The sequence below is a fragment of the Pseudomonas sp. H1h genome (assembly GCF_000633255.1).
Classification (GTDB): domain Bacteria; phylum Pseudomonadota; class Gammaproteobacteria; order Pseudomonadales; family Pseudomonadaceae; genus Aquipseudomonas.
The window spans coordinates 134244-159631 of the sequence record NZ_AYMJ01000014.1; the positions used below are offsets into that span (position 1 = coordinate 134244).

At 59.0% G+C, this 25388-nt stretch carries 19 protein-coding genes and 2 pseudogenes; 9 read left to right on the forward strand and 12 right to left on the reverse strand.

The window, feature by feature from the left end:
- The first annotated feature begins 32 nt into the window (after positions 1-32).
- Positions 33-530 carry a DNA repair protein RadC gene (gene radC / locus U862_RS0111365; protein WP_025110509.1) on the forward strand — a complete coding sequence of 166 codons (498 nt, stop codon included), beginning with the start codon at positions 33-35 and terminating at the stop codon, positions 528-530.
- Positions 531-629: 99 nt separating this feature from the next.
- On the opposite strand, the gene U862_RS0111370 is transcribed toward radC, so the two are convergent.
- Both U862_RS0111370 and U862_RS29560 read right to left on the reverse strand, forming a co-directional pair.
- Positions 630-1286: an inovirus Gp2 family protein gene (locus tag U862_RS0111370; RefSeq protein WP_025110510.1), complete on the reverse strand. Its 657-nt coding sequence runs from the start codon at positions 1284-1286 to the stop codon at positions 630-632.
- 357 nt (positions 1287-1643) lie between these two features.
- Entirely contained in the window at positions 1644-1844 is a 201-nt protein-coding gene (locus tag U862_RS29560; protein ID WP_025110511.1) for an AlpA family transcriptional regulator, read from the reverse strand.
- Positions 1845-2164: 320 nt separating this feature from the next.
- On the opposite strand from U862_RS29560, the gene U862_RS0111380 reads away from it, so the two are divergent.
- The 3 genes from U862_RS0111380 to ptuB all read left to right on the forward strand — a co-directional run bounded on the left by U862_RS0111380 (position 2165) and on the right by ptuB (position 5626).
- The gene (locus tag U862_RS0111380; protein ID WP_025110512.1) at positions 2165-3016 is read left to right on the forward strand and encodes a hypothetical protein; all 852 of its coding nucleotides are present in this window, start codon (positions 2165-2167) and stop codon (positions 3014-3016) included.
- Between the two features lie 512 nt (positions 3017-3528).
- Positions 3529-4986 carry an AAA family ATPase gene (locus tag U862_RS0111385; protein ID WP_025110513.1) on the forward strand — a complete coding sequence of 486 codons (1458 nt, stop codon included), beginning with the start codon at positions 3529-3531 and terminating at the stop codon, positions 4984-4986.
- A gap of 1 nt (position 4987) precedes the next feature.
- Positions 4988-5626, forward strand: coding sequence for a retron Ec78 anti-phage system effector HNH endonuclease PtuB (gene ptuB, locus U862_RS0111390; protein ID WP_025110514.1), 639 nt, complete (start codon positions 4988-4990; stop codon positions 5624-5626).
- A 320-nt stretch (positions 5627-5946) separates the two neighbouring features.
- Here the strand turns inward: ptuB and U862_RS0111395 are convergent, their stop codons facing one another.
- Positions 5947-6987, reverse strand: coding sequence for a DMT family transporter (locus U862_RS0111395; protein ID WP_025110515.1), 1041 nt, complete (start codon positions 6985-6987; stop codon positions 5947-5949).
- Positions 6988-7248: 261 nt separating this feature from the next.
- Here U862_RS0111395 and U862_RS0111400 point away from each other — a divergent pair, with 261 nt between their 5' ends.
- A complete protein-coding gene (locus tag U862_RS0111400; protein ID WP_025110516.1) occupies positions 7249-8655 on the forward strand; it encodes a DUF2252 domain-containing protein in 1407 nt (468 codons plus the stop codon).
- A 90-nt stretch (positions 8656-8745) separates the two neighbouring features.
- Here the strand turns inward: U862_RS0111400 and U862_RS0111405 are convergent, their stop codons facing one another.
- Positions 8746-9318, reverse strand: coding sequence for a GNAT family N-acetyltransferase (locus U862_RS0111405; RefSeq protein ID WP_025110517.1), 573 nt, complete (start codon positions 9316-9318; stop codon positions 8746-8748).
- Positions 9319-9635: 317 nt separating this feature from the next.
- On the opposite strand from U862_RS0111405, the gene rimJ reads away from it, so the two are divergent.
- Positions 9636-10223 (forward strand): ribosomal protein S5-alanine N-acetyltransferase, encoded by a 588-nt coding sequence (rimJ, locus tag U862_RS0111410; RefSeq protein WP_025110518.1) that lies wholly within the window; start codon positions 9636-9638, stop codon positions 10221-10223.
- A gap of 69 nt (positions 10224-10292) precedes the next feature.
- A complete protein-coding gene (locus U862_RS0111415) occupies positions 10293-11732 on the forward strand; it encodes a glycosyltransferase family 39 protein (protein WP_256214667.1) in 1440 nt (479 codons plus the stop codon).
- A 77-nt stretch (positions 11733-11809) separates the two neighbouring features.
- On the opposite strand, the gene U862_RS0111420 is transcribed toward U862_RS0111415, so the two are convergent.
- Positions 11810-12481 (reverse strand): histidine phosphatase family protein, encoded by a 672-nt coding sequence (locus U862_RS0111420; protein WP_025110520.1) that lies wholly within the window; start codon positions 12479-12481, stop codon positions 11810-11812.
- Positions 12482-12768: 287 nt separating this feature from the next.
- Between U862_RS0111420 and U862_RS31470 the strand changes: the two are divergent.
- Both U862_RS31470 and U862_RS31475 read left to right on the forward strand, forming a co-directional pair.
- A pseudogene (locus U862_RS31470) lies at positions 12769-13797 on the forward strand (methyl-accepting chemotaxis protein); the annotation flags it as partial.
- A 261-nt stretch (positions 13798-14058) separates the two neighbouring features.
- A pseudogene (locus U862_RS31475) lies at positions 14059-14655 on the forward strand (methyl-accepting chemotaxis protein); the annotation flags it as partial.
- Positions 14656-14905: 250 nt separating this feature from the next.
- Here the strand turns inward: U862_RS31475 and U862_RS0111430 are convergent.
- The 7 genes from U862_RS0111430 to U862_RS0111460 form a co-directional block, all read right to left on the reverse strand.
- Positions 14906-15331, reverse strand: a complete 426-nt coding sequence (locus U862_RS0111430) for a hypothetical protein (protein WP_025110522.1) — start codon at positions 15329-15331, stop codon at positions 14906-14908.
- 142 nt (positions 15332-15473) lie between these two features.
- Positions 15474-16847 (reverse strand): DUF1329 domain-containing protein, encoded by a 1374-nt coding sequence (locus tag U862_RS0111435; RefSeq protein WP_025110523.1) that lies wholly within the window; start codon positions 16845-16847, stop codon positions 15474-15476.
- Between the two features lie 150 nt (positions 16848-16997).
- Entirely contained in the window at positions 16998-18953 is a 1956-nt protein-coding gene (locus U862_RS0111440; RefSeq protein ID WP_029977618.1) for a DUF1302 domain-containing protein, read from the reverse strand.
- A 47-nt stretch (positions 18954-19000) separates the two neighbouring features.
- On the reverse strand, positions 19001-20296 hold the full coding sequence (locus U862_RS0111445) for a phospholipase (RefSeq protein ID WP_025110525.1): 1296 nt from the start codon (positions 20294-20296) through the stop codon (positions 19001-19003).
- Between the two features lie 161 nt (positions 20297-20457).
- A complete protein-coding gene (locus U862_RS0111450) occupies positions 20458-22026 on the reverse strand; it encodes an FGGY-family carbohydrate kinase (RefSeq protein ID WP_029977620.1) in 1569 nt (522 codons plus the stop codon).
- Between the two features lie 20 nt (positions 22027-22046).
- Entirely contained in the window at positions 22047-23642 is a 1596-nt protein-coding gene (locus tag U862_RS0111455) for a glycerol-3-phosphate dehydrogenase/oxidase (protein WP_025110527.1), read from the reverse strand.
- 5 nt (positions 23643-23647) lie between these two features.
- Positions 23648-25243, reverse strand: coding sequence for an FAD-binding oxidoreductase (locus tag U862_RS0111460; protein ID WP_025110528.1), 1596 nt, complete (start codon positions 25241-25243; stop codon positions 23648-23650).
- Positions 25244-25388: the final 145 nt, after the last annotated feature.

Sequence of the window (25388 nt, forward strand, 5' to 3'; positions counted from 1 at the left end):
GCGTTCTTCCCTATTCGCTCAGGAATACCTGAATGAAATATCACAAGCTGATAGCCGGTGAAACAATCGGTACCTATGTCATGGAATCCCCGGTTACCGAGGCTGACATCCTGCAGATGGCACAACAATTGGCAATGAGCCGTCTGTCTAAAGGCCGGGCATTGACGGAGCCAAAGCAGGTTTTTAGCCACCTGCAAACACTGCTGCAGTACCACGAGCACGAGGTCTTTGCGCTACTACTGCTCGACAGCAAACATCGAGTGATTGCCTTCAGGGAGCTATTCAGAGGCACGCTGGATGGCGCCAGCGTCTACCCGCGAGAAGTGGTCAAGATTGCGTTGGAGCACAATGCGGCAGCGGTAATTCTGGTACATAACCATCCATCCGGCGATCCTGAACCTAGTCAAGCCGATCGCACGCTAACCCTGGCGCTCAAGAACGCCCTCAGCATGATTGGCACCCAGACGTTGGATCACATCGTTGTAGGTCATGAAGGCTGCGTATCGCTGGCTGAACGAGGTTACCTTTAACTCCAATGTACACACCGTCCGATGGACCGCCTTTGGCACTGCCAGGGTGGTCGTCGGCACGGTGTCCTTCTATTTTTTTGTCGTGATTCAGCGTTGTGCTCAGGATCTGCTGCACCCGAAACCATGGGAACCATCCCCAAAAACCTTCGTGCTCGACTTACACAGGTAGCTCGCACGATGGAAGAAGGCTGCCTGTCCGGCTATCTCGTCGCGATACAAGTGATAGTAAGGATTTTGTGGAATCTCGACCAATCCCCTGACAGCCTCTACTGATAACCCTAAAGCGCTTGCCCACGCTCCTTCCAAGCGATTAAACATGTTGTCTCTGCCTGATTCGATCTTCCCCAGCGCATTGAAGGCATCGTAGTTCAGCAAGATCGCAAAGTGATAATGTGGCCGCCCGCGCTGCCCTTGTTCCCTAGCCCAGACGTAACGCACCTTGGTGTCGTGAGCGTACTTATTCACAAGTTTCGCCATTTGGCGATTGTGCTTGATCTTGGCTTTAAAGGATTCGATGAAGCGGTCGATAACTTCGTTCGTGAAAGCGTAATCGGGCAATTGGTTATTAGCTGGTAGCCGCAGGTCAAACCTGAATGCAAACACACGAGGGTACTGATTAAGCGCTCGAGATACCGTCTGATGAAGACGATTTAGGTACTCTTGGATGAAAGGCCCCTTATCCACTTGTACGGCCAAGCCTTGATAGTGGCCTTCGTAATGAAGGGTTAAGTTTGTGTTATCTGGATGTCTAGCCATGATGGAGCCCCGAGTATTGGTTTCATATAGTCAGGACTCCTAGTACATTTTTACCTTACATCTTAGAATGCAGAGCACAGTACTGCTCTGCTCAGAGTGCCTACATTCCCTCCGACACACCCCTACACCTAACCAGTACAGACAAGCCAAACTCACAATAGAGATACTATATAAGCATAGTACCAATACCGAAAATCCCTGGCGGCACAACACCAGATAAAACACCCACAAACCCCGGTAAAACCTAACATCACATAGACCACAATCACTCTGGAAAAACACCACCAAGGAACTAATCCTTGATGGTGTTAACTGAACCTAGCTAATCAAACTTCAAAAGCCAGCCACAGCAGAACCTCAAGTACTCTTGCTCACCAATTGATCCCGCTCTTTAACCTTATGCAGTATCCAATCGTGAACTTCACTTTCCAGCCAACCCACGCAACGATCACCCAAAGAAATAGGTTTTGGAAATGAATTCCCGGAAATAAATTTGTAAATCGTAGATCTAGCGAGGCCAGTTAGATCCATGACCTCTTTCAATCGAATTATCCTCATGAACGCAGCTCCTGTATTCGTCCAGAGGATTGGCAAGCCCAGTAAAAATTAACGTGTTACCGACTCTACCCCTCATCAAAAGGCAACGCCTGGCGAGGTAACCCTGGCAGAGCAGGGCACCAAATTTAATCAGACGGAAAATTTGCCCGTGAAATGGCGTTACCTTATTTCGCCATATTGCTGCTATAAACAGGTACAGTTCCCCAGTAAAGACTGAGAAATCTATTTTTTTTAACTACTAGAGATGCTCTTGGTTGACACGTGAGTGATGGTAGAGTAAATCTATATTCTTACTTTATTTACGCTAGAAGGAATCTACAGTGGCACTACACCTTGAAGATGCTCTTTCCCAACTTCTCGGCGAAACGGAATACAGCAATCGCCACGATATATGGCTGTGGTACACACTTTCATTCTACGAAACTAGATTTAACCCCAATGATTACTCAGATACTGGCATGAGAGACAAAATGGCCAGATACCTACAAACTAGGACATGGAGAGTCGACGAACTACTGAAAGAAAGACGCAAGCAACTTGTTCACAAAAGAGATATTGAGTGGATAACGGAAGACCGTCGAGTAGCAGAGTGGATGACAAGAGAAATTCAAAACTCCACCGGGCACAGCCAACTCAACAACTACTTCGACTTAAAAGAAAAAGATCTGCCTATCGCAATCCTCGACGTATGGCAAAGAGACATAACTCAAAAAACAAATCTACTTAGAGATCTTGAACAAAGATGGAAAAGTCACAAAACAAACGACAAAGTGTATGCCTGGTTTAAAGATGACGACCAGAAAAGCCAGTTCGCTTGGGACTGGCTAGAAAAGAACTCCTTCGTCGTCACAATCGGATCAACTCCTTTCGAAACATTCGAAGACGTATTGATATTTTTTGACAAAGCGAATTACTCACGAGAACAAAAAGAACTTTATATAGGAAAAATCAAAAAAGGATGGACCCAAAAAAAATATAGAGAAAACCTAAAAGGAAAGGCTCAGTACAACTTTGTTCTTTCAGACAAGGCAATTGAAAGCCTCGAAAAGCTGGCGAGCCGCTATGAGATTAGCCGAGCAAGGCTCTTAGAGATACTGATAGAAATGGAAGCAGAAAAGAATGATCACATACCTGAAAGAATCAGAACATTACAACTACTAAGAAACCCATAAAACCAAAACAGCATCCAACTTACATGCGCTCGCCCTCGACTGGCGGCGCCCCCCTTAAAACTGTAATTCGAATGGGACTCCTCGATTCATCATCAGTACCTTGTCTAATGATAGAAGGGAAACGCCCAACTAGAACAGCACCACCTTTTTTCAATCTACCCTTTCTTAAGTGGTCTAAGGATATAAAAATCACTTTGTGCTTCTTTAAGTCACTTTGACTTTCGAAGATTTCCTGTTACCTAAACCCAATCGGGACTTGAGCTTAGGGTTCGCGGCCCCCGTCTAGGGTGCGTCTGATTGAGCGCAGTTAGAACAAATCTACAGTGACCGCTCCATGAACACGGCATTCAAGGCCGCCATGTAATTCCCGATATGCCCCCCTCTCACTAGACTAGAAGTTTGAAGGGGAAAACAGTCAAAATCAGGAAGGCTTTTTCAGCCACTCCAAGAGGCTGCGCTGGGAGCAGGTCAACAGGTAGACTAGCGTTTTTAAGCGTCGGCTGGAGTTACGCATGGGCACGCAGGAAAACATGACGAGTGCCGGAAGAAATTCGCTACGGCTTTCCCGGTTGCGGCTGCGTGATTTCCGCTGCTTTGAAACGATCGATATCGACTTCCACCCGCAGCTGACAGTGCTGGTTGCGGCCAATGGTACGGGTAAAACGTCCATTCTCGACGCCATCGCCATCGCATTCGGTCCGTATGTAGGGGCGTTTGACGAGGCTGTGGGCAAGCATTTTGAGCCGAGTGATATTCGCCAGTTTCGTGCCAGGCAAACCGCTACAAACGAAATGGAATACGCCCCCCAAGGGGCTAGGCTCGAGGCTACGGGTTTTATTCCCGGCAGCCTGCTGGATCAGTTGTCCGATGATCAACTGCCCACTATTTGGCGCCGTCATCTTTCTAGTACGACCAAGACCAAGACCTCGATCAAAGACGCCAAGGAGTTGGTGAACTACGGCAAGCGCATGCAAGAAGCTTCGCGCACACCGGACACTGAAGTCGTTCTGCCACTAATCGCGTACTACGGCACTGGCCGGCTGTGGCAGCAGAAAAAACTGACGGATGCGAAGAACATCCAACGCACCTCACGGACCGTGGGCTACACCGACTGCCTCGACCCGGCCTCCAGCTATAAATCGTTTGTGCAGTGGTTTCGCTACTGGAGCCTGAATGCCAAGGAAGCCCAACTCAAGGCGCTTGAAGCAGGGGCCAAGTTTTCCAAAACTGAATTCGACACCTACATCCAGTCAGTGAGTCGCGCCGTGAACGCTTGCATTCAACCGGCAGGCTGGAGCGGCATCGAGTACTCCTTCACCCGCGACGCACTGGTTGCCCGTCATGAGCAATTGGGCGAACTCCCAGTGGATTGGCTCAGCGACGGTATTCGCAACATGATCGGCATGGTTGCCGATATCGCATTTCGCGCAACCAAACTCAACGGCCACCTTGGCATGCAGGCGGCGCAAGAGACACCAGGCCTGCTGCTTATCGACGAAGTCGACATGCACCTGCATCCGGAATGGCAACAAGTGGTGCTGCTCAACCTGGCCCAGGCGTTCCCGGCCATGCAGCTTATCGTGACCACCCACAGCCCCCAGGTATTGAGCACTGTCTCCGCGGCCTGTGTACGAATCCTACGCACTGAAATCGATCCCGAGACCACCAGCCGGGTCACCACCGTCAGCGAGCCACAATGGCAAACCCGCGGCGTCGCCAGCTCCGACCTGTTGGCCCGTATCATGGGCGTCGATCCGGTACCTCATGTGCCTGAGGCCATCTGGGTTTCTGATTACCAGGCACTGATTCAACAGAACCTTCATGAGCAGCCTGAGGGACGTATATTGAGAGACAGGCTGGAAGCCCATTTCGGGGCTGAACATCCAGTTGTGCACGAACTTGATCGGCTGGTTCGTTTACAGGGAATCAAGCAGCGCCTGCCCCGCGAACTTGGCAACAGGGAGCGTTGAGGTGCGGCGTCTGAATAGACAAGACGAACCTCCGGCGGGCCTGAGACGTTACCGGCATGGCCGGGATGCCTGGAGTGCTGTGACACCCGAAGAGCGCATGGCTATCTGGCTGTCGCTGGACTTAATGCAAGGGCCTCGATGTGCTTACTGCGATGGGCCAATGGGTGATGGAAATCGTCATATCGAACATTTCCGCCAGCGCGGGAGATACCCCCAAGGTACGTTTGATTGGAGCAATCTGTTTGGCTCCTGCAACCGTGCCGGAACTTGCGGAATGGCCAAGGACCAGTGTGGAGCTTATCCCCCAGAAGCACTGATCAAGCCTGATATCGAAGATCCTGACGTATTCTTGCTCTTCACGCCCGGCGGCACCGTGCGGCCACGTGCGGGGCTGACGGCAAACAACCATCTTCGTGCCACAGAAACCATCCGCATTCTTGTGTTGGACGGAGCCTTAAACCAGATTCGTCGCGCGCAGCTCTGCGGCTATATTCAGACCATGGAGATTTTTGCAGACTACGCCGAGGCTTATCCCGACGATGATAGTTGGGTTGAGGAGTTGGAGCGGGAGGTACGCGACACCGCGCATTTGCCGTACGCGACAGCCATCAGACATGTGCTGACTCGTCAGAGCGAGTGAAGGTAAGAACGAGCGCCGCCATTTGCTTTCAGAAGCCATTGCTTGAGCTCAAAATAGAGATCCGAAATACCGATATGGAATTCAGCTCTGACCGACTAAAGGCGGCAATTTAAGTAGATCCGCGTATGGTATTCCAAATGGTATTCCAACGAAAAAGTTAACCAAAAATAATCTATAAAAATCAATATTTTAAGAATTCAGTTCAAATTACCCCGGCCCACCAACTCTCAACGACAAAGCCCGCCTAGTGCGGGCTTTGTCGCATCTGACCGTCCCACTCCAGCGCTTACCGCCGAAAACCCATCCCCCGACACACCCGATCAATGCTCATGCCGATGATGCACATCCGGAAAATGTGCATGACTGTGCCGCATCGGCGTATGCACATGCGGATGGCTATGCGGCTCCACCCCATCCCACTCAAACCCATGCGTATGCTGGTGATGCTCATCGTGTGTATGCCGATGATCGTGTTCAAGCGTTTCGTGTTGATGCTCATGAGCATGGTTTTCCATCAGGTGAATCCATACCCCGACGACCATTAATGCGGCCGCGAGCAGGAACATCAGCGATACCGACTCGCCGAGCAGCAGAATCGAGATGCCTGCCCCCAGGAATGGTGCGGTGGAAAAGTACGCGCCGGTGCGCGCGCTGCCCAGTCCGCGCAGGGCGAGGACGAACATCACCAGGCTGACGCCGTAGCCGAGAAAGCCGACCAGCAGTATCGGCACCAGCGAGCTGGCGGCGGGCAGTTGCGTGCCGATGAGCAAGGCCAGGGCGCAGTTGACCAGCCCCGCCACCAGGCCTTTGCTACCGGCGATGAACAGTGCATCCGAGGCAGAGACTTTGCGCGTCAGGTTGTTGTCGATGGCCCAGCAAAAGCAGGCGAAGGCGACAGCCAGCGGCCCGCTCCAGTCATGCGCCGACACCGCCTCCTGCGGCCATGACAGCACGACACCGCCGGCCACGATGGCAAGCATGCCGATCACGATGCGCCGGTCGGCGTTCTCCTTGAACACCACCCACGCCAGCAGTGCCGTGAGCACCGATTCCAGATTGAGCATCAGTGACGCGCTGGCGCCGGACGTTCGGGTCAGACCGAACATCAGCGCCACCGGTGCCAGCACCCCACCGAAGCCGATGGCGCCGATCAGCCACGGCCATTCGCCAGCCCTGAGTCCGGAAGGCTGCCAGCCTCGATCGCGGGAAAAACGCAGGACGGTCAAGCCCAGACCGCTGCCCAGATAGAGCAAGCCGGCGAGCAGAATCGGCGACGTCTGTAGCCCCAACAATTTGGCGAGTGGCGTACTGGCGCCGAACAGCGCCGCCGCAATCAGAGCGTAGAGAACACTCATATTCATGATGGGATCACTCGCTCAGGCCGATGGAATACCGGCAGTCATCATCGCGCCACACAGGTGAGAATTATGTGAACAGCTCCCTGAAGATCGGACATCCAGGAAGCCGAGACCAAACAGGCGTAACCCGAATACCGCCAAGAAGCCCGGCTGAATGCCGAGCTTTTATATGTCTGCTCTGTTGCCTACATCGTGCAACGTCTGCGGATAAACCCCCAAAGCACTTCTACACTCACACCGCCCCCACTGCCACGACGAGTCCCCATGACCACCCTCCAAGACCGCATGAAGCAAGGCAAGGACGCGCGCAAGCAATGCTCGCGCGGTTCGCAGGCGACCACCGGCAAGATGAATCGCGATCCGATTCCGCTGATCAAGGCCTCAAGCCAGGGCCGCGTCGCGTCGTTGGTGGAGCTGCGTTATGGGCGGATGCTGGTGTCGCCCTTCACTTTCTTTCGCGGTAATGCGCTGGTGCAGGCGCATGACTTGTCAGGCACGGCGAACATGGGGCTGGTCGGGCCAATCTGTGGTGATGCGCATTTGATGAATTTCGGTGGGTTTGCCACGCCGGAGCGCAATCTGTTGTTCAGCGTCAATGATTTCGACGAGGCGCATCCCGGCCCCTGGGAATGGGATGTGAAGCGCCTGGCAGCAAGTTTTGTGGTGGCGGCGCGGGATCTGCGCCATGGTGAGTCGGTTGAAGAGGACGTCTGTCGGCAGATGGTCGGCGCCTATCAGGCAACGGTGTTGGAGTGCGCCGAACAGAGTGCGCTGGAAACCTGGTACGAATCGATCAAGTACGAAGACTTGCTCGATCAGGCGCGCAAAAGCGCGCTGGAACATGTGCAGCGTGCCGTCGACAAAGCCGAGCGGCGGACCCATGCCGAGTTGCTGCCGAAAATCAGTGAGCGCGACGCCAACGGGCGGCTGATCATTCGCGACGACCTGCCGGAAATTTTCCACCTGCACAAGAACACCACGCTGCTCGACGCCGATGATGACTGGTTGCGGCTGGCGGACTGGCGGCCGTTGTTCGACACGTTCATGCGGGATTACCGAACCACGCTGCAGGCTGACCGGCGGGAATTGCTGTCACGGTTTCACGTGCAGGACCTGGCGTTCAAGGTGGTGGGTGTCGGCAGCGTCGGCACGCGGTGTCTGGTGGCGTTGCTGACCGACGATCAGGAGTTCCCGTTGTTTCTACAGTTCAAGGAAGCGCGGCGCTCGGTGCTCGCGGATTATGTGAAAGCCAAATCCCGAACCCGCCATGAAGGTCAGCGTGTGGTCGAAGGACAACGCCTGATGCAGTCGGCCAGCGATCTGTTTCTCGGGTGGACCACCGGCCCCAGCGGTCGGCATTTCTATGTGCGGCAATTGCGCGACATGAAGATTTCCGCCGAGCTGGAAAACTTCGACGCCGAAACGTTCGCCGCTTATGCCCGGGTCTGCGGTCGCGCGCTGGCCCGCGCTCACGCCAAGGCCTCGGGGAATGCGGCGCTGATCAGCGGCTACATCGGCAAAGGCAATGCCTTGGCCGACGCGCTGTTCAAATATGCGCGCAGTTATACCGCGCAGAACGAACGCGACTTCGAACGTTTTCAGGAGGCCTGTCGCAAGGGCCGCTTGCGGGCACGTTCGGAAGCCGATTTTGCCGCGGACCACTTGCCTTGAAGGGTTCCAGCGCCGTCGCCGCCGAGATGAATTTTTCTTCACTGCTCCGGTTCGATCAACACGGTACAGTCCGCTCGCTCATTCAAGAAACTACGGTTCGCCCGCGCTCTCCCGCGGGCTTTTTTTTGCCCGTCGTTCGGCGCCGAAGCGATACACCCAGGTGTCCTGCACGCCATGCTGTGGCGACTGCCGCGCCCGCCGGTGAACCCTGATCAGCGCAAACCCCGCCGCTTCAGCCAGCCGCTGACTGCGGGTGTTGGCCGATGAGGTGGTCAGGTAAAAGGTGAAATCAGGCCAGCGCCTGACCAATTGCGTCAGCACTTCGCGCATATAGCCCTTGCCGGCAAACGCGCTGTTGGCCCAATAGCCGACGACGTAGCGCTGGCGCCGACGCGGTATCAGACCGATGCAGCCAACGACGGCTCGACCGTCTTCGGTCACGATGAACAGCCGCCGCTCACCGGACTCGCTGGCGAAATCTTCCCGTGCTTGCAACATCGACGACAGCGCCCGCTCTTCACTGGTATGTTCGACCGCCCACTCCAGAAAGGGCGCATGCTCGCGGTAACTGGCGTTCAACGCCTCGCGCACCGGGGTGACCAGCGCGGGGTCCGGCGAGCGAACACGCAGCGCCAGCCCGTGCACCGTCAATGCAAATTCCATTGCTTGTTCCTCCAATTGCAGAAATGCCGCACTCGATACCACCCTGTGCACTCAACCAGAGAAATTTACAGGGCGCCAGCGCGGTTAATGCCGATCAGTTAAACGAACTCAATGCTCAAAGCCACGAAGATCAATAGCGGGCTTGCTCGCGAAGACGTCGGCCCAGCAAACATTGATGTTGACTGCCCCACCGCTTTCGCGAGCAAGCCCGCTCCCACAGGGGATCTGCGCTTAACTGATCGGCATTAGCCAGTGCGGTTTGTTTTTTTCCACCCTGTGGGCAATCCTTTCCCTGACCTTGCCAACCGGAGCGCCCGATGTCGCTGCTGAGCCTGCCCTGCCAACGTCTGACGCTCGCCATCCTGGCCCCGGGCCAGGCCGAACTGGAAAGTGACTTCTATGCACGCAACCAGCGCCACCTCGCGCCTTGGTCGCCGATTCGCACCACCGAATACTTTTCCACCGAACAGATTCGCCGACGCCTCGAGGTTCAGGCCAGTGCCTACGAGGCCGGGCTGGCGATGCATTTCGCCCTGCTGACGCCGGACGGCCAACAGATGATCGGCGCGTGCAACTTCAGCGGGATCATTCGCGGTGCGTTTCAGGCCTGTTATCTGGGTTATCACATCGACCACGCGCATCAGGGCCAGGGCCTGATGCAGGAAGGCCTGGAAGCTGGCATCGGCTACATGTTCGACACCCAGAACCTGCACCGGATCATGGCCAACTACATGCCCGGCAACGAGCGCAGTGCGCGCCTGCTGGAGCGCCTGGGTTTCGAGCGCGAAGGTTACGCCAAGGCCTACCTGAACATCGCCGGCCGCTGGCAGGACCATGTGCTGACGGCGCTGATCAACCCGTTGTTCGAAACGCCGGACAAGCGTTGGTCGCGACAACTGGCGTGAGTTTCACAATTTGTTAAGCATTGGCGAAGTATGCTCAAGGCTCCTGCCCTTTCCGGTTGCCTGAAACCCATGCCGCGTGCCGCCACTTCGCTGTTTCTACTTGCCGCCCTGCTGTTCTTTTTCGCCCTGGGCAACCACCAGTTGCAAGGCTCCACCGAGGCCCGCGTGGCCGGGATCGCCATGGAGATGCACCTGGACGATGACTGGGTGACGCCACGCCTGTTCGGCGAGCCCTTTCTGGAAAAACCACCCCTGAGCCTGTGGCTGGACGCCGGCGCCATGCGCGTATTTGGTGTTTCGCCGTGGGCGGTGCGGCTGGCGTCGGCGGTGGCCGGGCTGCTCAGCGTGATGCTGCTGTACGGCATGCTGCGCCGCTTCGGGCGCCCGAAGGCGCTGGCCTGGACAGCGGGGATTCTGCTGGCGACCATGGCCAGCTACTGGAGCAATGTGCGCGGGGTCGGCGAGGATGCGCTGCTGGCGCTCGGCGTGACCACGGCGCTGCTGGCGTTCTTTCAGGCGCAACGCGCACCGAACGCGGGCAACTCGCTGCTGTTTATCGTCGGGATTGCCATCGCCACCTTGAGCAAAGGCGTGCTCGGACTGGCAATGCCGGGAGTGGTGATTTTCGCCTATCTGCTGGCCGACAACCTGATCGACAAACGCCTGAAGATCGGCGCCTGGCTGCGTCCCGGCCTGCTCACGGCCGTGGGCCTGATTCCGTTGCTGATCTGGCTCGCCGTGCTCTATCAGCGCGGAGGCTCGCACGCCGTCGCTGAAGTGCTGCTGACCAACAGTGTCGGTCGCTTCAGCGGCTCGTTCGTCGAAGCCGGCCATTACGAGCCGTTCTATTACTACCTGGCCAAACTCCCGGAAGCGTTCCTGCCGTGGAACATTCTGGTGTACCTGGGCCTGTGGCATTTTCGCAAGGAACTGAAAGCCAACCGTTACCTGCTGTTTTTCAGCCTGTGGATCGTGGCGCAGTTCATCATGCTGACGCTGGCCTCCAGCAAGCGCACGGTGTACCTGATGTCGATGACCCCGGCCGCTGCGGTGATTGCCGCCGAGTATGCGCGGGTGTTGTTCGATCGCTTGCAGGCGCATGAAACGGCCAACCGGTTTATCGGAAAAGTCGCCCGCCATCGTCAGGCGATTGCTGCTGGCTTACTCACCGTGGTGATCGCCAGCTACCTGGGCGCCGCACAGTGGGCCTTGCCCAACGCCGACAAGGAACTGTCGTTCCTGCCGCTGACCGAACACATTCAGACCCTGCAAGCCAACGGCCAGCAGGTGGCGCTGTTCCAGGCCAATGAGCGGGTCGGCGGCGCCAGCGTGTTCTACACCCAGCGCGTGCTCAAAGGGCTGGATACCGACGCGCAACTGCACGACTTCCTCAGCGCCTCACCGTCGAACGTCGCGGTGATCTCGGCAGACAGCGAACCCGCCGCGCCACTCAAAGTGCTCAAGACCATGATGGTCGGACGGCAGGCGTACTACTTCGTCGGCTACTGAAGCCCTAAGCGCCAGACAATAAAAAACCCGCCGTCACTGGCGGGTTTTGTTTGTGCTGACGGGATGGAAACGTCAGTTCATCGGGTGGTGACTGAGTGCCAGTCAGAGGCTTCGATGAAACCCAGCATGCGCGGGGCCGCTTTATTCGCGGCGGAAATGAACAGCGAAGAACCGTAGCCAGGGTCAGAAACCGGTACGTCCAGGTCCTTTTCCAGCTCCGCCATGCATTCGCTGTGGGTCACCAGAATCAGATTGCGGCCCGGGAGCTTGTGCACCAGCGCTTCCTGCAAGATGCGGCCCTTGCAGCTGATCAGCCAGTCTTCGCCGGTGGCCGCACGGTTGAACATGTAACCGGCGGTCTGCACGGTGCGCAACATCGGGCTGTTATAGATATCGGCGTGGTCCAGGCCCAGATGCTCGAACTGCGCGCCGACACTGACCGCAACACTGCGCGAGCGGTCGGTGATGCCGTCATCGCCGCTCAGGCACGGCGCCGGGGAGTGATCGCAGCGCTCGACATGACGCACCAGCACGATCATGTCGCCCTTGGCCCACCCGGCCGCCAGCGCCTTGGCACCGGAGATGTTGCCATGGGCCAGGTCCGGCACCGCTGCCGGGGCGAGCAGCCACAGGGTCAGCGGAATCACCAGCAGCAAGGCGCCGAGCACGACCCTGGTATTGCGATATCGGGTCAATCCGCTCAGGGAGATCGAGCGTTTGACGCCGAACAGACTCAGTCTCAATTCCACATCGGGCCGCCTCGCCGGCATGCATCACAGTCAATACGATGCGGCGAGGGTAGAGAAGCGCACGTAAGTGGTCGGTGAAACGATTGTGAAAAAAGTCTTGAGGAGCCTTGTTACAAATTCCGTCGGACAAAATCCTTTCAGCTCTCGTGTTTGCGGCCGATACAGTCCTGCTAACACCCTTGCTGGCTCAAAAAAACAACAATCTTCCAGCCTGACCGACGATCAAGAAGCTCTACGTTCCTGGAGGAATTGTGATGAATAGCTGGTTCGGCAACATCAGCGTGAACATGAAATTGGGTCTGGGCTTCGGCCTGGTACTGGCCCTGACCTGCGTCCTCGCCCTGACCGGCTGGACCAGTCTCGGCGGTCTGATCGACCGCAGCAACTGGATGAGCGACATCACCCAGCTCAACGCCGGCCTGACCAAGCTGCGCGTAGTCCGCCTGCAATACATGCTGACCAACGGCGACGAAACCGCCGCGCAGAATGTACAAACCACCCTCGAAAGCTTTGCCGCGCAACAGCAAGCGCTGATCAACAAGTTCAAGAGCCCGGAAAACGTCAAACTGCTGAAAGAGCAGGCGGCGACCATCGCCGAATACCAGACGTCGCTGAACAAGATGCGCAACGCCTACCGCACCGGCAACAGTGCGCGCGACGTCATGAGCACCAATGCCGAGACCGCTTACAACCTGATCGAGTCGATCAGCAACCGCGTCCGTCAGATGGACATGAGCGAACAGCGTTTCGAACAGTTCCAGGCCATCACCGAAGCCAAGGAAGCGTTCATCCTGGCGCGCTATGAAGTGCGCGGCTACACCGCAACCACCAACGCCGAAACCGAGCAGAAAGCCGTCGGCCAACTGGACGTGGCGATTGCCAGCCTCAAGCAACTGAACGTGCATTTCGCCGCGACTCAACAAGACGCCCTGCGTCAGCTGGAAACCGCCCTGAGCAACTATCGCAGCGCGTTGCAGGCGTACAAGAACGCCAACAGCGAAGCCGTGCAGGCGCGTAAAGAGATGACCGATCAGGGCGCCGCGATCGTCACCACCAGCGAGCAGCTGTACCAGATCCAGCTCGACCGTCGCGACATCGAAAGCGCACAGGCCCGTACTTTCCAGTTGATCAGCACCCTGCTGGCGCTGCTGGTCGGTGTAATTGCCGCCGTGATCATCACCCGTCAGATCACCCGTCCGCTGCAAGAAACCCTGGCCGTGGTCGAGCGCATTGCCAGCGGCGACCTGACCCAGAACGTCACCGTCACCCGCCGCGACGAACTTGGTGTGCTGCAACAAGGCATCGCACGCATGGGCGTGACCCTGCGCGATCTGATCAGCGGCATCCGCGACGGCGTCACCCAGATCGCCAGCGCCGCCGAAGAACTCTCCGCCGTGACCGAGCAGACCAGCGCCGGCGTGAACAGCCAGAAGGTCGAGACCGATCAGGTTGCGACCGCGATGCACGAGATGACTGCCACCGTGCAGGAAGTCGCGCGCAACGCCGAGGAAGCCTCGCAAGCCGCTGCCGCCGCAGATGGCGAAGCCCGTGAAGGCGACAAGGTGGTGAATGAAGCCATCGCGCAGATCGAGCGTCTGGCCAGCGAAGTGGTGCGTTCCACCGAAGCCATGAGCGTGCTGCAGCAGGAAAGCGACAAGATCGGCAGCGTCATGGATGTGATCAAGGCCGTGGCCGAACAGACCAACCTGCTGGCGCTCAACGCGGCGATTGAAGCAGCACGCGCCGGTGAAGCCGGTCGTGGTTTTGCCGTGGTCGCCGACGAGGTCCGTGGTCTGGCCCAGCGCACACAGAAGTCCACCGAGGAAATCGAAGGCCTGGTCGCCGGTCTGCAGAACGGTACTCAGCAGGTTTCGGCCGTGATGAACAACAGTCGCGCCTTGACCGACAGCAGCGTGGCCCTGACGCGCAAGGCTGGCTTGTCACTGGAAAGCATCACCCGCACGGTGTCGAACATCCAGTCGATGAACCAGCAGATCGCCGCCGCTGCCGAACAGCAAAGCGCCGTGGCCGAAGAGATCAGCCGCAGCATCATCAACGTGCGCGACGTGTCGGAACAGACCGCCGCTGCCAGCGACGAGACCGCAGCCTCCAGCGTTGAACTGGCGCGCCTGGGCGGTCAGTTGCAGCAGATGGTCAGCCACTTCCGCGTCTGACCTTCGCTTTGCGGTGAATAAAAGATCGATTCGCGAGCAGGCTCGCTCCCACAGGTACGGCGTTGATCACAGATTATGTGAACAACGCCAATCCCCTGCAGGCCTTCGCCGGCTCGCGATGGCGTCAGTCCAATCCCCCCAGACTCACAGCCCTGACGCTCCCGCCTCCTACGGACTAATCACTTCCATCCCTGAAAGCTGAAAGTCCTTCACATGTCGAGTGGCAGTGGCAGCAATAGCATCAGTAAATTCAGGTCATTTCACCCATGCCATCGATTGCATAAGTGACATCGACCTTGAAGTAACTGCCGTCAAACTGATCTGTGGTGAACGTCAGTTTACCGTTGATCCTCACTTCAGCCGGCGCATGGTTCTGCAGCACCACGACACCTTGGCGAGCAGGATAAACATGGCCACCCAAAGTATTGGAATACCAGATTCTTTTGACTTGTCCTCCATCCTTCGGGAATTCAAAGGTGCCACTTGGCTGGTCTTTATCAACCAGGTTGAAGCCCATGCCTATCTGCCTGGGCGAGGTCATATCGCCATAGACTTGCATGTCTTCGTAATCGAGTCGCCCCACTCGACTCGACACAAAATCGAATGTGGCAATCAGCTCATTATCAGTAAGTCGATATTCTTCGATCCGGCCCTTCATGGTGCCATTGACGGCCATGATGCGTACCTCCCGTTGACTCTCAACCGAATGGTTGGAATCGGCTAAGCATGCAACAGGCCCCTTCATAAAAGACCTGTCATAAATGACAGGTCTTCAGACTCGATAGCAATTAAAGCGCTCGTAATAGGCTCATTCTGGATTAGCGCGTGCCGCGCTGGCGCAACGCCGACGGCATGAAGTACGCGTCTTCCGGCACCGGTTGCGAGAAGTCCACGGTGGAGGCTTCTTCGTTGTCGAGGTTCTGCACGTAGTAACGACGAGCCTGCAGGTCGTGGAACACGTCCAAAGCACTCCAGGTGGTCGGCAGGTCATAGAAGTTTTTCAGGTAGGCCATCGACACCCGCCACAACTCCCCGCGCCCGTCGTATTGATCGACCAGCGCCGCGCCCCAGCTGTCCTCGTCGAGAAACAGCACGCGCCTGGAATAGATATGCCGCGCGCCCGGCTTGAGGTTGCCTTCGACCACCCATACGCGGTGCAGCTCATAGCGGGTGAATTGCGGGTTGAGGTGGCCCGGGGTGAGCAGTTGCGCGTACTTCACGTCGGGGCTGCCGACCTTGTAGTTGTTGTAGGGGATGTAGATTTCCTGCTTGCCCTTGAGCTTCCAGTCGTAGCGGTCCGGTGAGCCGTTGAACAGGTCGGTATCGTCGGCGGTACGCAGACCATCGGACGAGGCGATCGGCGTGTCATACGCAAGGTTGGGGGCGCGGCGCACGCGGCGTTGGCCGGCGTCGTAGACCCAGGCCTGACGCGGGTCCTTGAGCTGATCGAGCATCTCGTGCACCAGCGCCGCACCGCCGGCCAGTCGCGCCGGGCTTTTCACGAAGGCGAGGTAATAGAACAGGATGTTCTTCAGGTCGGCGTACTGGCCGCCGGGACGGTAGAAGTTGAACAGCGCTTCCTGCTGCGAGGTGACCAGCGCAAAGCTGCCGTTGCGCTGCACCGGGGCTTCGGACGCGCGGCGTACCACGTAGATGCCGCGATAACGGGTGATGTGGTTCCACAGCACTTCGACGCCGTCCTTGGGCACCGGGAACGGCACGCCGCCGTAGGCATCGGCGAACCCGCTGCCGCCCTCCAGCAGCTTGGCCGAGGTCGCGTTCTTGAGGGTGTTGTCGTACAGCCACTGCGGAGCCGAACCCGAACGACGCGACGGATAGACCGGCATCTGGAACGTGTCGGGGTAGCTGTTGAACAGCGCGATCTGCCCGGGACTGAGATGGGCTTTGTACTGATCCAGATTGGCCTTGGTGATGACGAACAGCGGCTTGTCCGCGGCGTACGGGTCCGGGTGGTGCTGACCGGGTTTGTAGCCGGCCGGCGCCTGAGTGATGCCACCGGTCCAGGCCGGAATGGTGCCGGCGGCGTTGCCCGCACGCTCGGCGCCCATCGGCGTGAGGGTGGTTTTCAGTTGTTCGGCTTGTTGCGGGGTGATCGCGGCGAGGGCGCTGCCGGCGGTCAGGCCCAGAACAAGCGCCAGCGAAATCCGGGTCATGCTTGAAGTGTGAAACATGATCTTCTCCAAAGTACAAAAACCTGTGGGAGCGAGCCTGCTCGCGAAAGCGGTGTATCAGTCGACATCAATGTTGAATGTGCCTGCCTCTTCGCGAGCAGGCTCGCTCCCACAGGGGGGATGAGGTGTTGCTGAAATCTCGTGTAGAACTCACAAGAAATACTTGAGGTTGAACCCGACGTTGTCGCGGTCACGAATGCCGTTGTTCTGCCCGCCGCCCCAGAAGTTGGTGTATTGCACCTCGGCCTCGAGCTTGTTCTGGTAGTTGGCCTTGACCCCCAGGGTGTAGGCCTTGCGCCCTTCGATGGTGTTGCCGGCCTGATAGCTGTTGCCCTTGAAGTCGTCCTTGTAGACGACGTAGGGCGAGACGTTGACCCCGGCATACACGTCGTTCCAGGTGCCGTTGAACATCACCGTGTAGCTGTAGGAGTTGCGGTTGACCTGATCGTCACGATCACCGCCAGAGACATATGAGGTGTTGCCGGTGCCCGCGTAGTAACGCGTGCTGCCGTCATAGGCGGTGTATTGCAGGCTGCTGCCGCGCAGGTGTTCGGAGGCCAGTTCGAAGATGCCGAACATCGAGTCAAACGACAGCGTCGGGCCGAAGTTGTAGATGCTGCCCAGCGAGGTGTTGAATGCTTCGACGCGTTCGGCGTTGTTGATCTCGCTGTCGAGGGTGACCATCTGCCCACCGACATTGACTGCCTTGCCGGTCACCGCTGTAGCCGCGCCGTTGGCCAGGTCGCCGATCAGATCGTTGGTCGCGGCAATGCCGATCGGCAGGTTCGGTCGATAGGCAATTTCGCCGAACACCGTGGCCTGGCCCAGGGTGGTGTTGAAGCTGAAGCCGTACATGCGGATGTCTTCGGCATAACGCCGATGCGCCTGGATGTTGCCCATGACGTCGGCGGTGGCGAGACCGTTGGCCAGTGCCCCGGCCTGACTGCCGGCAACGCTGGACAGCATGTTGGTCAGGGCATTCATGTCGATACCCTTGTAGCCACCGAGGTCAGCGGCGATGGTCGGTTCCTTGGCATGGTAGTTGACCATGTACAGACCGAACTCGGTGCTGTTGAGTTGCTCGGCGATGTAGCGAAAGGCAAAGCCGAACTGGCCATCGTTGCGCGCGTTGTAGTCCTTGCCGATCGACGCCACCTTGAGCGTGTTGCCGTAGGCCGGGGTCACGCCATTGGCGTAGAGGCCGGTGCTTTTCAGCGCCGGACCGAGCAACGGGTTGTTGCCCAGTGCGCTGTACAGGCCGATGACGTTGCCAAAACCCGGCACCGGAGTATCGAGCGCCGTGCCGCTGAAGTTGTTGTAAGCGGTATTGCCGCCATCGGCGAACAGGTCGCTCTGCGAGTAGAAGGTGCCGACCGGATCGATGCGGGTTTCCTTCCAGTTGGTCTGGTAGAAACTTTCCATGGTCAGCGAATCGGTGAGGCCGATGTTGAAGCTGAGCGCTTCCACCGGCATCAGCACTTCCTTGACCTCGGCGCCCGGCAAACGGTACTTGGCGGCGTCCACCGGGTTGGTGGTGTTGATCCCGCCGCGATAGAAAATCCCCTCGCCCCAGTTGAACACCTGGCGCCCGACCCGTGCGGTGACCGGCATCTGCGCGACGTCCCAGTTGCCGTAGACATAAGCGTCGAGCATCTCGATCCGGCTGCCGGCGATGTCACGGGTCTGGCTAGTGAAGCGATCGTCCTGCGGGTAGCTCTGGCTCGGTTGCGACGGGTTGTTGTTGCGGTAGTAATCGTTGCGCTTATCCATCAACTGCGTGTCGTAGAACGCAGTGCCGCGCAGGAACATCCCATAGTTCTGATAGTTGGCTTCCAGCTCCGAGGTGATCTTGTACACCTCGGAAACCAGCCCGGTGTCGAAGTTGCGATTGCCGTCGTTGGTGTTGACGTCATCGTTGTTCTTGTCACGGCCCTGCACCCGCCACAAACGGCCATAGGACAGGGTCGTGTCGATCGAACCGGTGACCTGATTGTCCAGCACGCTGAACTCCTTGGCCTGCACGCCATCGACTGCGCACAGTTGCAGCAGCCCTGCCAGACCGACGCCGGGGAGCGCTACGCCAGACAGGCGAAATCGAGCTTTCATGATCTGTTCCTCTTTCCCTGGTTTTATTGTTGTGGGGTGCAATACCGCTATGGCCGGGGCGCCAGTCCGGCGCTCACATACATCCGGCTGTGTGCGCCGAAATGCCCGAGCAATCTGAACAACCGCTGATTGAGCGCCGGATGCTCGAACGACTCGCGCTGCAACTGATTGCCGCTGCTGAAATCGCTGGTCACAGGCGCCGTCTCCAGCCATTGACCGATGGCTGCATCAAACGCGGCGGCGTCGTCGACCGACTCGGCGCTGACCACGTCGCGCAAGTAGTCCACCGAGTACGGCGGATACCTTTTGTCCTGCGCCACATCGGCGTAGGCAGCGAGCATCGGATGCGGCTGACCGGCTCGTAGCAGGCGCCGCAGCCAGGTCGCCTGGTACTTCTCGATTTCCATGTGGCGGGTGGCGACGCGTTCGATGGAGGCTTGTTTGTCATCCGCAAAACCGGCCAGCGCCTTGCCTTCCAGCAACAACAGGCTGGGCAGCTCGACCCCGGGCAATGGCTTGGCGTGATAGGGCTGAGTGAGGTCCTGCACGTGGTGCACGCCCCAACCAAGAAAGCGGTAGCCCCAGTAGGGATGACCCGTGGCAAAGGCCAGTCGCGCCAGGCCCATGTACTGATAGGCACGCCAGTCGGGCCAACTGCGCTGAAGAAATCCGGCGGCTGCATACACCACCGGGCTCTCATGGAAAAAGCCCATGTGGAACGGCGCCTGCGAGCTGTACTGAAAACGCGCATCGCCAAACGGCTGCGCGCCGAAGCCGTACAGCGCGCCGACCTCGCCGGGGTTGTCACTGAACAGGTTGATGTCGTGGCCGTAGTCCGGCTCATCGGCGGCACTCGCCAATACCGCCAGCGCCGCGACTTTTTCGCCGTCCACCACGCGAATAAAACGCTGACGATTCCATGGCGAAAGCGTCTGCTCGACCATCACCTGATCGGCACTGAGATGTTCGCGCTCGGGCATGTCTTGACCCGGCAGCGGCTGAATGACCATCGCCAGATAAATGCGCGGATTGAGCCGCAACGCAGTGAGAAAGTCGTGGCGCAGATTGTCACCTGGCACGGCGGGCAACTTCAGATTGTCGGGGCGCGGCGGGTACTGGGCGAAGTGCTCACGGGCGAAGCTTTCCTGCTGCTCCAGCAGCGCCACCACGGCCGGATACTGCTCGGCCAGAAACCGCTCCAGCGGCTCAACCTCTACCGGCGGCGCATCACGCAAGGCCGGCAGTTCCTGCAACGCCAGATAGCTGCCCACCGTGTGGTTCGACCAGCCCCACGCCGTCGGGGCCACTGCACAAAGCAGCAACAGGAGAAATGTCAGCTTCATTGCTTTTAGTTCTTATTGGATGTGCTGTAGGGGTTGAGCCTAACAACCACCCCCGGCGCTGGCACTGTCCAATCTCACCAGAAAAAGTCTCCGATAGCGCCACGCCTCGATCCGAAAGACACCACTGTGCCCGCTCCCACAAGGAACTGCGTGGTGTTTTGTCAAGCGGGGTAACCGGTGATCTTGCGGATGCTCTGGTACAACGGTTTGAGCTGGCGGTACATGCGCAGGTAGACGTCTTTGTACAGCTGCTCGTAGATTTTTTGCGCCTCGGGTTGAGGGGTGAACACCGCGCCGACTCGAGTCATCGCCGCGATCGCGCTGGGGAAATCCGCGTACACCCCCAACCCCACCGCACAGCAGATCGCCGCGCCCAGCCCCGACGCCTCATACACATGCGGACGCTCCGCCGGCAGGCCGAAAATATTCGCCGTGAGCTGCATCGCCGCATCGCTCTGCGAGCCGCCGCCCGCCACCCGCAGACGCTTGATCGACACTTTCGAGCGCTTCTCGATCTTCTCCATGCCCTGACGCAACGCATACGCCAGTCCTTCCAGAATCGCCCGGTAAATGTGTGCGCGGGTGTGCACATCGCCAAAGCCGATCATCGCGCCCTTGGCTTCCACGCCCGGCTCACGAATCCCCGGCGACCAGTAGGGTTGCAGCATCAGGCCCATCGACCCTGGCGGTACTGCCTCGACCAGTGCATCGAACAGTTGCTCGGGTTCAATGCCCTGCTCTTTCGCCTGCTGCATCTCACGCAAGCCGAACTCGTTCTTGAACCAGCTGACCATCCAGTAACCGCGATAAATCATCACCTCGCAGTTGTACTGATCCGGCACCGCCGACGGATACGGCGGAATCAGCGGGACGATTTCCAGATAGCGCGAGCGGGTGCTGGTGATCGTCGCCGTGGTGCCGTAGGACAGGCACACGGTGCCCCCATCGACTACGCCGGAACCGACCACTTCGCAAGCCTTGTCGGCGCCCGCCGCAATCAGCGGCAACCCTTCGGGAATCCCGGTGTGGCGGCTGGCCTGCGCGGTAATGTAGCCAAGGGTTTCACCGGGCTTGTGCAGGCTCGGCAACTGCTCGGGACGCACCGCCAGCGCCTGCCATTTCCAGTCACTCGGCGCGGCCCATTTCAGGCGTTTGAAATCGAACGGCAAGTAGCCGACGCAACACCCCACCGAATCGACAAAGCGTCCGCACAGACGATGGGTGAGAAACCCTGAGAGCAGCAAAAACTTGTCGGTCGCCGCCCATACCTCAGGCTGATGTCGCGCGATCCAGTTGGCCTCGGCCTGGGCGCGAAAATAATCCACCGTGGCCTGCGCGCCGACCAGTTTGAACAGCCAGCCCCACGGCCCCTTGATCCCGCCTTCGACTTCGCTCTGGCGCTGATCTAGCCACAGAATCGCCGGACGCAACGGCGTGCCCTCGGCATCGACATTGATCACCGTGCCGCGTTGAGTGGTCAGCGACACCCCGGCAATCTGCGCGCGATCAATCCCGGTTTGCGCCCACACCTGCTGACAGGCCTCGCCGAGTTTCGCCCAGTAATATTCCGGATCCTGCTCGGCCCAACCCGGCTGCGTCGAGTAATAGGCCTGCAACTCGACCTTGCCTTTGCCGAGCAGATTACCCTGCAAATCGAAGAGCAGCGCGCGCACGCTCTGAGTGCCATTGTCGATCGCCAGCAGGTAACGCTTGTTCGGGTGGTTATCCATGGAGCTCTCTTCAAGGGGCATCAAGGCGTGGCATCCGGCAAACCGTGATGGCGTTGCCACAACGCCCGGTAACGCTGCAGCTCTTGCTGCCAGTGTGCATCGTCCCAGCCCAGCCGTGGCTGGCAGAGTTGGCGGATGGCTGCGAAGTGATCTTCGCTACCGCGCGCCAGCAACAGACCCAGACGGGTGCGACGCAACAGCAGATCATCGAGGTGCAGGACCATTTCCGCTTCACAGGCAAAGGCCAGTTCTGCCCACAAAGTGTCGGTGTGGCCGACGGTATCGTGGCCCAACTCGGCGATCAGTTGCGCCAGCCTCGGCAGGTCACGGCCATGTCGTCCGGCCAGGCGTCGCCATTGCTGAGGGCTGAGTCCGGGAATGCTCAGCGGCGCAACGCCAGCGAACACCGGCGCCGCATCATCCTCGAAATGACGGCCGAGCATGCCGGCACAAGCCTTGAGCACTTCGATGGCTTGCGGGCGAAAGGTCGTCAGTTTGCCGCCGGCCAGGGTCACGCAACCCGGCTCCTGCCACAGCACATGTTCACGGGTTTCGTTCGACGGCTTGCCTTGCTGCTCACCCGCCGCGCTGCCCACCACCGGGCGTACGCCCGACCAGGTCGACAGCACATCGGCAGCGCTCACTTCGGCTCCGGGAAATTGTTGCTGGCAAGCGGCGAGCAGATAGTCCAGTTCTTCTGCGCTGATGCTCGCACTCTGATCCAGATTCTCGCGGTGATCGAGATCCGTAGTGCCGACCACTGTCGCCCCTTCCCAAGGGAAAACGAACACCGGCCGCCGATCCCGCTCATGCAGAAAGGTAAACGCCTGCGCCACCGGCAAGCGCCAGCCCGGCAGCAGCAGATGGCTGCCACGCAATGGCCGCAGTTGTCGCGGCGACTCAGGCAAGCGCAGGCGTTCGGCCCACGCACCGGTCGCCACCGCCAGCACGCCGCAGCGCAATTGCAGCGATCCACCGGCTTCGCAGTCCTCGATCTGCACCCCGCACACGCGCCTGTCTTCGCGCCGCAACTGTTCAACGCGCACCCCGTTGAGCACCACCGCGCCATCGGCCCGCGCTTCGCTCAGCACGCGCATCACCAGCCGTGCATCATCGGTCAGCGCATCGACAAAACAGGTGCCGCCGAGCAGGTTGTCTTCCTTGACCCCCGGCGCCATAAAACGCAGTTGTTGCGCGTCATGAAAACGATGGCTGCGCCGTCCGGCCAACGCGTCGTAAACCGACAACAAGCCACCGAGCACACGCGGCCCGGGAAAGCCGCCGCGATAGTGCGGCATCATGAAACTCATCGGTTCCACCAGTCCCGGCGCTTCGTCGAGCAGGCGTTGACGTTCGCGCACCGAGTCGCGGGTCAGGCGCCACTGGCCCTTGGCGATGTAGCGCAAACCGCCATGGACCATTTTCGACGATCGACTGGAGGTGCCCCAGGCGAAATCCCGTTGTTCCAGCAACAGGCAGCGCCAGCCACGCCGCGCAGCTTCGCGCAGGATGCCGGCACCGCTGATACCGCCGCCAATCACGATCAGGTCCCAGGTTTCGGCGCCCAACGTTGGCAGAATTTGCTCGCGCCACGCGGCGTTCCAGTCAGGATTCATGGTGGTCACTCCGGCAACAGCGTGCCGGGATTGAGGCGCCCGGCCGGATCGAAGTGCTTGCTCAGCGCCTGCAAAGTGTCCATCGCCAGCGCACCTTTTTCGCGCAGCAGATACGGCGCGTGATCCTTGCCGACACCATGCTGGTGACTGATGGTGCCGTGGTTGTCGACGATGGTCTGGCTGGCCGCATGCTTGAGGGCCTTCCAGCGGGCTAGCGTCGCGGGATAGTCCGCCGCCGGGCGAAACACGTAGGTGGTGTAGATGCTCGAACCTTCGCCGTAGACGTGGGACAGATGGGTGAACACGTGCACGCGTTCGCCTTCGGCGGCCAAGGCATCGCGCAGGCTGTTTTCAATCAGGTTGAGCAGGTGGTCGACGTTGCTCCAGTCGGTGGCGGTTTCGAGGGTGTCGACCACGTAACCGGCGTTCCACAGGTTCTCGCGCAGGTAGGGGAAACGGAAGCGGTTCTGCGCCCACTTCTTGCCAAGCAAAGTGCCGGTGAACACGCCGCCAAAGGCTTTCAGATGCTGCCGGGCTTGCGTCAATGACAGCGCGTTCTGCCGACGATTGCCGGTCACGCCGAAGGTCAGCAGGCACTTGCCCTCACCGGCGCCGCGCAGGCTCAGATACTTTTCCAGCCAGGCGATCTGCTGCGGATGGCCGGCCAGCGCCAGCTGAGTTTCAGTCTCCACTGCATTCGACAGACGCAGCATCGACAGCGGTACCCGCGCCTGCGCCAACTGGCGGATCGCTTGCAGCGCCTTGCTCCAACCGGGCAGGAACACGCCGTAGAAACGCTCATCGGCGGGCAGCGGACTGACCCGCACCTTGACCTCGGAAATGATCCCGAAACGGCCTTCACAACCGAGCACCACTTCACGCAGATCAGGCCCCGCCGCCGAAGCCGGAAAGGTCGGGATTTCCAAGGGGCCGGCGAAGGTTTCCAGCGTGCCGCCGGCGAACAATTGCTCGATGCGCCCGTAGCGCAACGACTGCTGACCACTGGAGCGACTGGCGACCCAACCGCCGAGCGTCGACAGTTCCCACGACTGCGGGAAATGCCCGAGCGTGTAACCCTTGGCGCGCAGTTGACTTTCGACTTGCGGGCCACTGGCGCCGGGGCCAAACGTCGCCAATTGGCTGGCCTCGTCGAGGTCGGTCAGGCGATTCATCCGCGCCAGCGACACCGTCACCACCGGCCGCGCCGAATCCGGCGGGTTGATGTGCCCGGCCACCGAGGTGCCGCCGCCGTAGGGAATCAGGCACAGGTCCTGCTCATGGGCGAGCGCCAGTAATTGGCGGACCTGCTCAGTCGTTTCGGGAAACGCCACCGCGTCGGGATAGTTGCCCGGCACGCCTTCGCGCAGTGCCAGCCAGTCCGGCAGGCTCTGGCCCCGCGCATGCAACAGACGGTCATGGGCGTCGACGCTGTACAAGGCGTGCTGCCCCAGCCGCGAGACCGGCACCCGCGCCAATGCCTCTTCCAGCGTGGCATCAGGCAGCGCGCGCCCGCCCCCCAACCGTTCATGGAGAAAACTCGCGCCCTGGGCCGGCAGTTCGACCACCGTGGTTGCATCTCCCCAGCCGTTCCAGCGTCGCATGCGTGTGTCCTTCTTATGCAGTCTGATCAGTGATGTGGCAGGCCTCCATACTAGTCAGCGGCCGAAAAGTGTCACGGTCGCATCCGGCCAGTTCGAGTAGCCAATTGAGTCAAACGTCGCGCAAGTGCCAGCCATTTACTTTAGC

Coding starts and splice junctions, on each gene's coding strand:
- U862_RS0111440 (WP_029977618.1), bottom strand. CDS start 18,953: ATGAAAGCTCGATTTCGCCTGTCTGGCGTAGCGCTCCCCGGCGTCGGT.
- U862_RS0111460 (WP_025110528.1), bottom strand. CDS start 25,243: ATGCGACGCTGGAACGGCTGGGGAGATGCAACCACGGTGGTCGAACTG.
- U862_RS0111450 (WP_029977620.1), bottom strand. CDS start 22,026: ATGGATAACCACCCGAACAAGCGTTACCTGCTGGCGATCGACAATGGC.
- U862_RS0111430 (WP_025110522.1), bottom strand. CDS start 15,331: ATGGCCGTCAATGGCACCATGAAGGGCCGGATCGAAGAATATCGACTT.
- radC (WP_025110509.1), top strand. CDS start 33: ATGAAATATCACAAGCTGATAGCCGGTGAAACAATCGGTACCTATGTC.
- U862_RS29560 (WP_025110511.1), bottom strand. CDS start 1,844: ATGAGGATAATTCGATTGAAAGAGGTCATGGATCTAACTGGCCTCGCT.
- U862_RS0111415 (WP_256214667.1), top strand. CDS start 10,293: ATGCCGCGTGCCGCCACTTCGCTGTTTCTACTTGCCGCCCTGCTGTTC.
- U862_RS0111435 (WP_025110523.1), bottom strand. CDS start 16,847: ATGTTTCACACTTCAAGCATGACCCGGATTTCGCTGGCGCTTGTTCTG.
- U862_RS0111445 (WP_025110525.1), bottom strand. CDS start 20,296: ATGAAGCTGACATTTCTCCTGTTGCTGCTTTGTGCAGTGGCCCCGACG.
- U862_RS0111405 (WP_025110517.1), bottom strand. CDS start 9,318: ATGGAATTTGCATTGACGGTGCACGGGCTGGCGCTGCGTGTTCGCTCG.
- rimJ (WP_025110518.1), top strand. CDS start 9,636: ATGTCGCTGCTGAGCCTGCCCTGCCAACGTCTGACGCTCGCCATCCTG.
- U862_RS0111400 (WP_025110516.1), top strand. CDS start 7,249: ATGACCACCCTCCAAGACCGCATGAAGCAAGGCAAGGACGCGCGCAAG.
- U862_RS0111455 (WP_025110527.1), bottom strand. CDS start 23,642: ATGAATCCTGACTGGAACGCCGCGTGGCGCGAGCAAATTCTGCCAACG.
- U862_RS0111385 (WP_025110513.1), top strand. CDS start 3,529: ATGGGCACGCAGGAAAACATGACGAGTGCCGGAAGAAATTCGCTACGG.
- U862_RS0111395 (WP_025110515.1), bottom strand. CDS start 6,987: ATGAATATGAGTGTTCTCTACGCTCTGATTGCGGCGGCGCTGTTCGGC.
- U862_RS0111370 (WP_025110510.1), bottom strand. CDS start 1,286: ATGGCTAGACATCCAGATAACACAAACTTAACCCTTCATTACGAAGGC.